General features: G+C 38.4%; 13 protein-coding genes and 1 rRNA gene (1 of these 14 cut by a window edge). All 14 read right to left on the bottom strand.

Going from position 1 to position 13343, the window contains the following annotated elements; genetic code table 11:
* Positions 1-441: ribosomal RNA gene (locus ACU8YW_RS00435) — 16S ribosomal RNA — on the bottom strand; it reaches 1111 nt to the left of the window's first position.
* Between the two features lie 373 nt (positions 442-814).
* Entirely contained in the window at positions 815-2314 is a 1500-nt protein-coding gene (gene lysS, locus ACU8YW_RS00430) for a lysine--tRNA ligase (protein ID WP_000369672.1), read from the bottom strand.
* Between the two features lie 159 nt (positions 2315-2473).
* Entirely contained in the window at positions 2474-3472 is a 999-nt protein-coding gene (dusB, locus tag ACU8YW_RS00425) for a tRNA dihydrouridine synthase DusB (protein ID WP_000912237.1), read from the bottom strand.
* A gap of 23 nt (positions 3473-3495) precedes the next feature.
* Positions 3496-3699: a helix-turn-helix domain-containing protein gene (locus tag ACU8YW_RS00420; protein ID WP_000387029.1), complete on the bottom strand. Its 204-nt coding sequence runs from the start codon at positions 3697-3699 to the stop codon at positions 3496-3498.
* Positions 3651-4166: a 2-amino-4-hydroxy-6-hydroxymethyldihydropteridine diphosphokinase gene (gene folK, locus ACU8YW_RS00415; protein WP_088061469.1), complete on the bottom strand. Its 516-nt coding sequence runs from the start codon at positions 4164-4166 to the stop codon at positions 3651-3653. Before folK ends, ACU8YW_RS00420 begins: the two co-directional genes overlap by 49 nt.
* On the bottom strand, positions 4163-4525 hold the full coding sequence (folB, locus tag ACU8YW_RS00410) for a dihydroneopterin aldolase (RefSeq protein ID WP_000358076.1): 363 nt from the start codon (positions 4523-4525) through the stop codon (positions 4163-4165). Before folB ends, folK begins: the two co-directional genes overlap by 4 nt.
* Positions 4526-5386 (bottom strand): dihydropteroate synthase, encoded by an 861-nt coding sequence (gene folP, locus ACU8YW_RS00405; RefSeq protein ID WP_142291659.1) that lies wholly within the window; start codon positions 5384-5386, stop codon positions 4526-4528.
* Complete coding sequence (pabC, locus tag ACU8YW_RS00400) at positions 5361-6233, bottom strand: aminodeoxychorismate lyase (RefSeq protein ID WP_048567316.1); 873 nt, start codon at positions 6231-6233, stop codon at positions 5361-5363. Before pabC ends, folP begins: the two co-directional genes overlap by 26 nt.
* Positions 6227-6814 carry an aminodeoxychorismate/anthranilate synthase component II gene (gene pabA / locus ACU8YW_RS00395; RefSeq protein WP_000602298.1) on the bottom strand — a complete coding sequence of 196 codons (588 nt, stop codon included), beginning with the start codon at positions 6812-6814 and terminating at the stop codon, positions 6227-6229. The genes pabC and pabA overlap by 7 nt, the downstream gene beginning before the upstream one ends.
* A gap of 5 nt (positions 6815-6819) precedes the next feature.
* Entirely contained in the window at positions 6820-8217 is a 1398-nt protein-coding gene (gene pabB, locus ACU8YW_RS00390; protein WP_088061465.1) for an aminodeoxychorismate synthase component I, read from the bottom strand.
* Between the two features lie 219 nt (positions 8218-8436).
* Complete coding sequence (cysK, locus tag ACU8YW_RS00385; protein WP_087983740.1) at positions 8437-9360, bottom strand: cysteine synthase A; 924 nt, start codon at positions 9358-9360, stop codon at positions 8437-8439.
* Between the two features lie 113 nt (positions 9361-9473).
* Entirely contained in the window at positions 9474-10349 is an 876-nt protein-coding gene (gene hslO / locus ACU8YW_RS00380; RefSeq protein WP_075313525.1) for a redox-regulated molecular chaperone HslO, read from the bottom strand.
* A gap of 6 nt (positions 10350-10355) precedes the next feature.
* Complete coding sequence (locus tag ACU8YW_RS00375) at positions 10356-11144, bottom strand: type III pantothenate kinase (protein ID WP_000578367.1); 789 nt, start codon at positions 11142-11144, stop codon at positions 10356-10358.
* A 223-nt stretch (positions 11145-11367) separates the two neighbouring features.
* Entirely contained in the window at positions 11368-13269 is a 1902-nt protein-coding gene (gene ftsH, locus ACU8YW_RS00370; protein ID WP_001079657.1) for an ATP-dependent zinc metalloprotease FtsH, read from the bottom strand.
* Positions 13270-13343 lie beyond the last annotated feature (74 nt).

Below are 13343 nucleotides of genomic sequence, written 5' to 3'. Positions count from 1 at the left end.
TTTTACGACCCGAAAGCCTTCATCACTCACGCGGCGTTGCTCCGTCAGACTTTCGTCCATTGCGGAAGATTCCCTACTGCTGCCTCCCGTAGGAGTCTGGGCCGTGTCTCAGTCCCAGTGTGGCCGATCACCCTCTCAGGTCGGCTACGCATCGTTGCCTTGGTGAGCCGTTACCTCACCAACTAGCTAATGCGACGCGGGTCCATCCATAAGTGACAGCCGAAGCCGCCTTTCAATTTCGAACCATGCAGTTCAAAATATTATCCGGTATTAGCCCCGGTTTCCCGGAGTTATCCCAGTCTTATGGGCAGGTTACCCACGTGTTACTCACCCGTCCGCCGCTAACTTCATAAGAGCAAGCTCTTAATCCATTCGCTCGACTTGCATGTATTAGGCACGCCGCCAGCGTTCATCCTGAGCCAGGATCAAACTCTCCAATAAAGTTAGTTTGTCTAGCATCTAAAAATAAAAATTGACGTTTCACGTTGTTTGTTTCGTTCAGTTTTCAAAGAACTAATCTGCCGCTCATAAGCGACTTTATTAATATAACATTTCGTTATATTTTCGTCAACAACTTTTTTCAATAAGTTGTTTTTCGTTTGTTTTGCTTGTTACCTTTCGTGGCAACGAATATAAATATACCAGTTTGATTATTAAAATGCAATAGTTTTTCTAATAAAATTTTTAACTTAGTAAAAAAGTATAAAAACAGCACATTTCTTCTATATAAATATAATTTCTCGCACCATCAAGAGCTACTATCCCTACGTAGCTCATACTCAAATAAAAAAAGCTTTGGAGAAATCTCCAAAGCTTAGTCTTGTTTATGACGCATAGCAGGGAATAATAATACATCACGAATAGATGGTGCATTCGTTAACAACATAACAAGACGATCAATACCAATCCCTAGCCCACCTGTAGGAGGCATACCGTACTCAAGAGCTTCAATATAATCATCATCCATCATGTGAGCTTCATCATTACCTTGTTCGCGCTCTTTTAATTGCGCTTCAAAGCGTTCTTTTTGATCAATCGGATCATTTAGCTCAGTGAATGCATTTGCATGTTCACGTGCAACGATAAATAATTCGAAACGATCTGTGAATCGTGGATCTTCGTCATTCTTTTTCGCAAGTGGCGAAATTTCTACTGGATGACCGTAAATAAATGTTGGTTGAATTAATTTATCTTCTACTTTTTGTTCGAAGAATTCGTTTATAATATGACCAACTTCCATCGTATCCTTAATACCTACATTATGTTCTTTTGCAAGTTCACGCGCTTCTTCTACACTCATTGGATTCCAGAAATCTGCTCCAGAATGTTCCTTGATTGCATCTACCATATGAAGACGTGTCCATTCTGGTTCTAGATTAATTTCATAATCACCATATTGGATTGTTGTTGTACCTAGTACTTGCTTCGCAATATGCGCAACCATATTTTCTGTTAGTTTCATAATATCTTTATAATCAGCATACGCTTCATATAATTCAATCATTGTAAACTCTGGATTATGACGAGTTGATACACCCTCATTACGGAATACACGACCGATTTCATAAACTTTTTCTAATCCACCCACAATAAGGCGTTTTAAATGAAGTTCAATTGCGATACGCATGTATAATTCCATATCTAACGCATTATGGTGCGTAATGAAAGGACGCGCAGAAGCTCCACCTGCAATTGCATGCATCATAGGTGTTTCCACTTCAAGATAACCATTGTCATCTAAGTATCTTCTCATTTCACGAATGATTTTACTGCGAGTAACGAATGTTTCACGGCTTTCCATACTTGTGATTAAGTCTAAGTAACGTTGACGGTAGCGTTGTTCAACATCTTTTAATCCATGATATTTATCCGGTAATGGACGAAGAGATTTCGTTAATAGTGTAAAGCCCGTTGCCTTCACCGAAAGTTCTCCAACGTTCGTTTTGAACACTTTACCTTCAATACCTACTAAATCACCTAAATCTGCTGTTTTAAATAATTCGTACTCTTCATCTCCAACAGCATCTTTACGAACATAAATTTGAACTTGTCCATGTAAATCTTGAATATGTGCAAATCCAGCTTTTCCTTTACCGCGTTTTGTCATAATACGACCAGCGATAGAAACAGAGATTTCTTTCTCTTCTAATTCTTCTTTAGAGAACTCTCCATATAAGCTTAATAAGTCATTTGTTGCATTTGTACGTTCAAATCGTTTACCAAACGGATCGATTCCTTGCTCACGTAAGTTATGTAACTTTTCACGACGAACAAGCAATTGGTCGTTTAATTCTTCGTGGTTCATGTTATCCATGGTATTGATATCACTCCAGCTCTATTAATTTTTACAATATATACAGTATAGCATTTTCTACTCAACTAGAAAAACTGCCAGCAACTAGCTGGCAGTTCTTCTTTCTTTCACGTAATTATAGGAAGTGTATAGAAGAATGTCAATCTTCCCTATCTATTATTAACCAACGTGAATTGTTTGTTGTTTCGCTTCTACTTCTTCTACAAATGCACCTAATACATTCGCAAGGTCCTCACGCGTATTACAAGCATTGATACCATTACGTACAGTTGCATTACCACGAACACCCTTTAAATACCAAGCTGCATGCTTTCTCATCTCTCTTACAGCGACATTTTCGTTCTTTAAATCGATAAGACGATCTAGATGCAACATACATACGTCAATTTTCTCACGCACTGTCGGTTCCGGCATTAATTCACCTGTTTCCAAATACTTTACCGTACGATAAATCATCCACGGGTCCCCAAGGGCAGCGCGACCAATCATAACACCGTCTACACCAATTTCATCAAGCATACGCTTTGCATCTTGTGGCGTTTCGACATCACCATTTCCGATAACCGGGATATTTACAGCTTGCTTTACTTGTTTAATAATATCCCAATCCGCTTTCCCTTCATACATTTGTACTCGTGTACGTCCATGAACCGCTACTGCTTGTCCGCCAGCACGCTCAACAGCTTTTGCATTCTCAATTGCAAAAATATGATCTGCATCCCAACCAATACGCATCTTAACTGTAACCGGCTTTTCAACAGCATCTACAACCGCCGCTACCATTTCATATATTTTATTTGGGTCTAAAAGCCACTTTGCTCCCGCGTCACACTTAATGATTTTCGGTACTGGGCAACCCATATTAATATCAATAATGTCTGCTGTCGTATATTTATCTACGTATTTCGCAGCATCTACAAGAGTTTCTTTCTCTCCACCAAAAATTTGTAAACTTAATGGCTTTTCTCTTTCATCAATATATAACATATCTAATGTTCTTTTGTTATTAAGTAATATCGCTTTATCACTTACCATTTCAGCACAAACTAAACCTGCACCAAATTCTTTTACTGTCAAACGGAATGCAGAGTTACACACTCCCGCCATCGGTGCTAATACAACCGGGTTTTTCATCTCAATATTTGCAATCTTTAACACTCGACTTACTCCTTCCTTCATAGTCACTTCGGCATTAATTCCTCCACTGAAACCTTTAATGCCTTAGCAACTTCCACTACAAAATCTTGGGAAGGCGATCGATTCCCTCTCTCAACTTCACCTAAAACAGATACAGATACCCCTAACTCTTTCGCAAAACCTTCTTGTGTATAACCTTTTAGCTTTCGAAAAGCACGAATGCGTCTTCCCCATTTTTCTGCTTCCATACCGTTACTCCCTCTCGCCTTTTCATTTCTTCTACTTGTGAACGTGAAATGTTTTGTTTTATATCTTGATTAATCTCTAACAACGGAACGATAACAAAAGCTCTTTCGAACATCCGCGGATGCGGAACAATAAGATTCTCTGCTTCAATATTTTCTTGATTATATAGTAAAATGTCAAGGTCGATGGTCCTCGGACCCCATCTAATTTCCCTTTTTCTTCCTAAATTATTCTCTACTCTTTGTGTGATTTTCAATAATTCTTGCGGTGATAAATTGGTAGAAATTTTTATAACTAAATTTAAAAAGCAACTTTGGTCAGTATAGCCAACTGGCTCTGTTTCATATACAGATGAAATATCGTTAACTTGGATATACGGGTTTTTGTTTAAAAACTGAATCGCTTCAGTTAAATACGTATAACGTTCTCCGATATTTGAACCTAATGCAATGTAAGCTATATTATTCATGGACGTTCTCTCGTAATTTCCACTGCTACAGCACGATAATGCCCAGGTATCGGCGGATCTGGTTTAATTACTTTAATTGTACAACGGAAAATACTCTCATATTGTTTTAATATATCTGCAGCAATATTTTCAGCGATACTCTCTACAAGCTTATACGTTCTATCTTCAACAACTTTTCTACATAACTCGAAAAGCTCTCCATAATTGACAGAATGCTCTAAGTCATCACTTTCTCCTGCCTGTTTCAAATCCAACTCCACCGTTAAGTCCACTTTAAATCTCTGACCCAATTTATTTTCCTCTGGGAATACACCATGATAACCGTAAAACTCCATATCATGAACATAAATTTTATCCAATTACTTTACCCCCTTACCAATCATCGCATCCATCATCTTAGCCATACGTGCCATTTCCTTCACATCATGAACACGAACAAACTCACAACCCTTTTCAATGCCGAGACAAACGGTAGCTCCTGTTCCCTCAAGACGTTCCTCTACCGGTAAATCTAACACATGTCCAATAAAGGACTTTCTTGAAGTACCTAAGAGAACTGGATAACCCAGTACGTTTAACTGTTCTAAATTACGCATCGCTTCTAAATTTTGTTCAGGTGTTTTAGCAAAACCGATGCCTGGGTCTAAAATGATATTCTCATCTGGCACGCCAGCATCTTTAGCAATTTTGATGCTTTCATATAAATCAGCAATCATATCAGCCATTAAATTGCGGTAATTCATGTTATCGCGATTATGCATCAAGATAATAGGTACATCATAATGAGCTGCAACTTCAGCGATTTTCGGTTCCGCCTTCGCTCCCCAAACGTCATTAATAATATGAGCGCCAGCTTCGATTGCTTGTTTTGCAACTTCAGCTTTATACGTGTCGATAGAAATAGGCAATTCCACTTCTTTTGCAACCGCCTGAATCATCGGAACAACTCGCTTTATTTCTTCTTCCACCGATACTTTAGCAAAACCCGGGCGAGTAGATTCACCGCCGATATCAATAATATGAGCACCTTCATCTCGCATTTCTTTCGCATGGCGCACCGCAGCCTCTACCTCGTTGTAACTCCCACCATCAGAAAACGAATCTGGTGTTACATTTAAAATCCCCATAATTAAAGTTTTTTCATTTAAGTTCAATGTATATTCGCCGCAGCGCAAATCATAATCCCACTTCAAACTACACATCTCCTCTTCGCAATTCATTTCTGCTCCACAATTTCTCTCTCTGCATTTCATAAAGACTCATAAATCTTTTTGTAACCATACCTACTTTACCCGGGAAATCTCGTCCCTCTATATGATAAAGCGGGACAATTTCTTGAATCGAGTTTGTTACGAAGACTTCATCAGCTGAAAGTAATTCATCTTTTGTAAAGAAACCTTCCTTTACTTCGATGCCCAGCTCTTCAGCAACCTTTATAATAAACGCACGAGTGATACCATTTAAAATCCCTGTTTTTAGCGAAGGTGTATACAAAATATCACCTTTCACGAAAAAGAGATTCGAAACAATACCCTCTGCAACATAACCTGTTTCAGTAAGGAAAATACCTTCCTTGTTCACAACATTTCCAATTTCACGTTTTCCTAAAATGTTATTTAAATAATGATGAGACTTTAAGCGAGACGCACCCTCTGGTGTATTTCGCACTTGTTTTAAAACAACCCCTTCTTTTTCCACTACACCTTCGGGGGCTGCTAAAGGTTTTATAAAAACAATAACAGACGGCTCTTCATACATTTCCGTTTGCAATCCAATTTCATCTATACCCGCTGATACATTAAAACGTACATATGCATGCTCTAATTCATTCTTAACGAGTAAATTCTTCAAAATAAGCAGTACTTCATCTTTCGTCATTGTCCATTTAATTTGCAATGTATCCAGCGCATCTATTAAACGGTCATAATGATCATCCAATAAGAAAGGATGACCATTATAAATACGAAATGTCTCAAAAACTCCAAGACCATATAAATAACCATGATCATAAGGAGAAATTCTCGCTTCACTTGCTTCTACATACTCACCATTTACGTAAATTAACACGATGTCACACTTGGGCTGTATTTACGAATGAAATTCTGCAACAACTCTTTCCCATGGGAAGTCATAATTGATTCTGGATGGAACTGTACACCTTCAATCGGTAATGTTGTATGACGGAGCGCCATAATTTCCCCTTCTTCTGTCCAAGATGTTACCTCTAAGCAATCAGGTAACGTCTCTTTCTTAACGATAAGGGAATGATAACGTGTCGCAGTAAACGGATTAGGGATATCCGAAAAAATCGTCTTTCCGTCATGATGCATAAGCGACGTTTTCCCATGCATTAAGCGCTCCGCACGTATAACCTCTCCGCCAAACACTTGTGCAATGGATTGATGTCCAAGACAAACCCCAAAAATCGGAATCTTTCCAGCAAAGTATTGAATAACCTCCATACTAATACCTGCTTCATTAGGACTACACGGACCTGGCGAAATCATTAAAAAGTCTGGTTTCATATTCTCAATATCTGAAATAGTCACTTCATCGTTACGTTTAACAACAAGCTCTTGTCCAAGTTCTCCAAGAAACTGCACTAAATTAAATGTAAAAGAATCATAATTATCAATCATTAATATCATTTCTCTCACCTAACCGTTTCTTCGCTACGTTCTTTTGCACGCCATAAAGCAATCGCCTTTTTTAACGACTCTTTATATTCATTTTCCGGATTCGAATCAATTACAATTCCCGCTCCTGCTTGTACATGCGCTTTTCCATCTTTAGCAAGCAGTGTTCTAATTACAATATTCAATTCTGTATCTCCAGAATAACCGATCCACCCGATTGAACCTGTGTAAATCCCTCGGCGAACAGGTTCTAATTCTTCAATAATTTCCATCGTACGTATTTTCGGGGCACCAGTAATTGTTCCCCCAGGGAATACAGCCTTCACTAAATCAAAAGCATCTTTATCTTCTTCCACCTCACCACGCACATTAGAAACAATATGCATAACATGTGAGTATTTCTCAATTACCATAAATTCATCTACTTCTACAGTGCCATATTTACAAACACGCCCTAAATCATTTCGCTCTAAATCCACAAGCATGACGTGCTCTGCTCTTTCTTTTTCGTTCTCAATTAACTCTTTTGCTAATTCTTCATCCTCTTGCTCATTCGCCCCTCTAGATCTCGTTCCAGCAATCGGTCTTGTACTTACTTCGGTTCCCTCTTTCTTAATTAGCAACTCTGGCGATCCACTAACAATTTGAAAATCCCCGAGCTCCAAGTAACCCATATATGGAGATGGATTAATCTCACGAAGACTTGTATAGATTTCTAGTGGGTGTGTTTGTAACGTTCTTTCTTGCCTTGTCGACAAGTTTACTTGGAACACATCACCAGCCCCAATATATTCTTGAATACATTCAACTGCCTTCATAAAACTTTCTTCTGTAAAAGCAACTGTTTCTCTTTTCTCTTCAGGGCATGCAAAAGGTATATTCACTTCTGGCGCTTCTGTCGCCCAAAGAATCTTCCATTCATTTAATCGCTCTTTTGCCTCTTCATGCTTATCTACATAATGTGTAATAATCCATAATACTTTTTCTTTTTGATCATAAACAAACACATCATCAAATAATAAAAAGAATATATCAGGTATATTAATGTCATCCTCCGCATGGGAAGGGAGTTTTTCAATATAACGGATGCAATCATAACTAAAGTAACCAATTGCACCACCTTGAAATGGAGGGTATTCCGGATTATAGTCCGTTTTCCATCGCTCCATATATTCCTGCATTAAATCTAATGGGTTTCCTTGTTTTATTGTTTCCTTACCACTTTCGCTTATATGTAACGTTTCACCCTTCCCTCGGATTACCGCTACTGGGTTCAACCCCACAATGTTATAACGACCGCCACGTCCACTCTCTAACAAAATATGTTGCGGTTTATCCTTAGAAAGAAATTTATACTGCTTAAAGAAATCTAACTGATATGGAATAGAAAGCGCTAAAGATTTTCTTCGTTGCATATCAACACCCCGTCTTCTTTTATCCCACCCTCTTAGATTAACCACCTCAAACTACATTCGTTATATATATAAAGTGGTTATACTCGAAGGCTAGTGAAAATAAATTAATTATACTACCTCTTATTTTACATGAAGTTTTCTAGTCATTCACTCTTTTCCTATTTCCAATCCAAAAAGAAAAAGCATCCTTTTCAAGGATGCTTTTTCAATCACATATAATTAAGACTCAAATTGATAAAGCGGTGTACTTAAATAACGTTCACCGTTACTTGGGATAATAACAAGTACCTTTTTCCCTTTACCTAACTTTTTCGCAATTTCTGTTGCTGCATAAATAACCGCTCCAGAAGAGATACCCACTAAAATACCTTCCTCTTTAGCCACTCTTCTTGCATATTCAAATGCTTGCTCTGCTTTTACTTGAATAATTTCATCATATACCTCTACATCCAATGTCTCTGGGATGAATCCCGCACCGATTCCTTGGATTTTATGTGGACCCGGTTTCCCACCAGATAGTACTGGTGAATCCGCAGGTTCTACTGCATAAATTTTAATATCTTTATACGCTTCCTTCAACACTTCACCAGCACCAGTAATCGTTCCACCTGTACCAATACCTGCAATAAACGCATCTAATTGGTCACCCATTTGTTCAACAATTTCCGGCCCTGTTGTTAAACGATGAATTTCTGGATTCGATTGGTTTTTGAACTGTTGTGGTATAAAGTAGCCATGCTCTTTTGCTAATTCAGTCGCTTGACGAATCGCTCCACCCATTCCTTCAGGCCCTGGAGTCAATACTAATTCCGCACCGTAAGCACGTAATAAATTACGACGCTCAATACTCATTGTTTCTGGCATTACTAAAATTGCCTTATATCCTTTAGCGGCCGCTACCATCGCTAAACCAATTCCTGTGTTACCACTTGTTGGCTCAATGATTGTATCGCCTTCTTTTAATAATCCTTTTTTTTCAGCATCTTCAATCATAGCTAATGCAATACGATCTTTAACACTGCTCCCTGGATTCATAAATTCTAATTTTAAGTATATATCTGCGCTGTTTGATTCTACGATGCGGTTCAACTTAACGATCGGCGTTTTCCCGATTAATTCTGAAACTGATTGTGCCACTCGCATTCCTGTCACTCCTAACACCGAGTATTTTTATTGGTTTTATCTATATTTAGATTTTGTCAGAAAATTCCCTGTTTGTCAATCTATTTAGAGGGTGGATTCCCTCACTTCCCTTATTACAAACTCTCAATTAAATTTGTAATATCTTCTTTAGAGAACTTGTATCGCTCATTACAGAAATGACAATGAACTTCTGTCTCTTCTTCTTCTTCGCGAATTTGCTCTAACTCTGTTTTACCTAAACTAATTAACACACTCTCAATACGTTCGCGTGAGCATGTGCAATTAAATTGAACATCCATCGTTTCTAACACTTTCACTTTATCTTCTCCAAGAACTGCATACAGTAACTCTTCTGGAGAAAGCCCTTGTTCAATTAACGTTGATACAGGAGGAATCTTCTGCAAACGATCTTCAATGAATGAAATTGTTTCTTCCTGTGCACCTGGCATAATTTGAAGGATAAATCCACCTGCCGCTAATACGCTGTCATCTCCATTTACAAGAACGCCAACTCCTACAGAAGAAGGTGTTTGCTCAGAAACTGCAAAATAATACGTGAAGTCTTCCCCTAATTCTCCTGAAACAATTGGAGATTGACCAATAAACGGCTCACGCATACCAATATCTTTAATTACTGTTACAAATCCCTCAGTACCTACCGCTTGATATACACGTAATTTCCCTTGTTCCGTTCCTTCAAAATCAACATGTGGATTCGTTACATAACCACGTACATCCCCATTTGCATGAGCATCTACTAAGATAGGACCAATCGGACCATTACCTTCTACCTTAATCGTTAACTTTTGGTCACCTTTTAACATCGCGCCCATCATTGTACCTGCAGTTAAAGAACGACCAAGTGCCGCCGAAGCTGTTCTCCATGTATCATGACGTCTTTGCGCCTCACTTACTGTGTTTGTAGTACGCACACTATATGCACGCACTTCTCCATCAAATGCTAACGCTTTTACTAAATAATCTTTCATACTCATTTATTCACCTTTCTCATGCTGTAAATTTGCATTACGCTCGTATAACATATACAAACCTTTTAATGTTAAAAATGGATCTACAACGTCAATTACATTCGATTCTTCTGAAATTAATTTCGCCAATCCACCTGTTGCAATAACTTTCGGTTCTTGTTTAGCTTCCTCTTTCATACGCTTAACAATACCTTCCACTTGTCCAACATAACCATAAAGAATACCAGATTGCATTGCACTTACCGTATTCTTTCCAACAACACTGCTTGGTTTTGTAATTTCAATACGAGGAAGTTTTGCCGCTCTACTATATAAAGCCTCTGCTGAAATCATAATTCCCGGCGTAATAACTCCACCCATATAATGCTTTTCTTCGTTAATATAACAATATGTAGTAGCCGTACCGAAATCGACAATAATAAGCGGACTTCCATACAAGTGGATTCCTGCTACCGCATTTACAATTCGGTCCGCGCCTACTTCACGTGGATTTTCATATTTAATATTTAGCCCCGTTTTTATTCCAGGACCTACTACAAGCGGTTTAATTTTAAAATACTTTTCACACATGCGCTCTAATGCAAACATAATTGGTGGTACGACTGAAGACACGATAATACCTTTCACATCTTCAAACGAAAGACCTTCATGCTCAAGCAACTGCTTTACAAGCATTCCATATTCATCTTCTGTCTTATGACGATCTGTTTCCATGCGCCAATGTTGACGAAGTTCCCCCTCTTCAAACACGCCTAGTACAGCATTTGTGTTCCCTACATCCAATACAAAAATCATATTCTCACCACTTATCTTATTTAATCTATATTTGTGCAGTATGTATAAAACTTATAAAAACATCATATCACACATACTTATATAATCAGCTTTTCTATCCTCATCATTTTACAAAAAGATTAAGCTCTATTTCAATTTTTAATACCAGATTTACTTAAATTTTTTTCTACTTCATTTCGTTCCACAAATAAAAAAGGAGTGACTATCGTCACTCCTTCATCTCTTACTTATCTTCTGATTCTTCATCGTCCTTCTTCATATTGATGTTTACTTTCACATCATCTGAAGATGTTGGACGCTCTGGCAATCTGCCGTAATCATATAAATGATTGATTTGCTCTGCATCTAACGTTTCTACTTCAAGTAACGTTTTCGCAATAATATCTAGCTTATCACGTTTTTCAGTAAGAATTTGTTTCGCGCGAGCATAACATTCTTTTATAATAGTTTGCATTTCCACATCGATTTCATGTGCAATTGCATCACTGTAGTTTTGTTCTGAATGGAAGTCTCTTCCTAAGAACACTTGACCACCTTGTGAGCTACCGAATTGCATCGGTCCAAGCTTATCACTCATACCGAATTCCGTAACCATACGTCTTGCAATACCAGTCGCACGTTGGAAGTCGTTGTGAGCACCTGTACTTGCTTCACCAAACACAATCTCTTCAGCTACTCGACCACCAAGTAAACCAGTGATTTTATCAAGTAACTCTGGTTTTGTCATGAAGTAACGATCTTCTTTCGGAAGCATTACTGCATATCCACCAGCTTGACCACGAGGGACAATTGTTACTTTATGAACGATATCTGCTTCATCAAGGACAACACCAATTACAGTATGGCCAGCTTCATGGAATGCAACGATATTACGTTCTTTTTCAGAGATAACACGACTTTTCTTAGCTGGACCTGCAATAACACGATCCGTTGCTTCATCAATGTCACTCATATCAATTTTCTTCTTATCTTGACGCGCAGCCACTAAAGCAGCTTCGTTTAATAAGTTTTCAAGATCCGCACCAGAGAACCCTGGTGTACGAGTTGCAATTGCTCTTAAGTTGATATGATCATCAAGCGGTTTATTACGAGCATGTACTTTCAGCACAGCTTCACGGCCATTTACATCTGGACGATCTACTGTAATTTGACGGTCAAAACGACCTGGACGTAATAACGCTGGATCAAGAATATCAGGACGGTTTGTTGCAGCGATGATAATAATACCTTCGTTTGCACCGAATCCATCCATTTCAACAAGTAATTGGTTCAACGTTTGCTCACGCTCATCATGGCCACCACCAAGACCTGCGCCACGTTGACGTCCTACCGCATCAATTTCATCAATGAAAATGATACAAGGAGCATTTTTCTTTGCATTTTCGAATAAATCACGTACACGTGATGCACCGACACCGACGAACATCTCTACGAAATCAGAACCACTGATAGAGAAGAATGGAACGCCTGCCTCACCTGCAACGGCACGTGCTAGTAAAGTTTTACCTGTACCTGGAGGTCCTACTAATAGAACACCCTTCGGAATACGGGCACCAACTTCAGCGAACTTACGAGGATCTTTCAAGAATTCAACTACCTCAACAAGCTCTTGTTTCTCTTCATCCGCTCCAGCAACATCTCTGAAACGAACTTTTTTCTTTTCGTCATTATATAACTTCGCCTTACTTTTCCCGAAGTTCATAACACGGCTACCGCCGCCCTGAGCCTGGTTTAATAAGAAGAAGAATAAAATGAAGATAATGACGAACGGAATGATAGAAGTAAAGAACGTTACCCAAGCACTTGTTTCTTCTGCTGGTTGATACTTAACTTCAGCACCTTGCGCTTTGTCATTAATTTTCTTTTGTAATTCCTCAGTATTTGGTGCATAAGTAACAAATTGTTCTCCTTGGCTAGAGTTGTTAAATTGTCCTTTTACCTCAAATACACCATTTTTCGGTTGAAGTTGCACATTACGCACTTCACCTTTTTCTAGTTTAGTAATGAATTTATCGTAGCTAACTGATGTCGTTTTTTGTGTCGAACCATTAAAATAGCTCACGATTCCAATTACTACTAGGAATATCAGTAAATAAAAGATGGTATTACGGAAGATACGATTCATTCCTAACCTCCTCTCACGGCATAAACACTATAGTAAATCGTAACATAGAAAAACTTTCCTATACAATTGTGACG

It is taken from the genome of Bacillus pretiosus, assembly GCF_052947655.1.
Note: the sequence above shows the minus strand (reverse complement) of the source record. Positions and strands in the feature narration are given on the sequence as shown.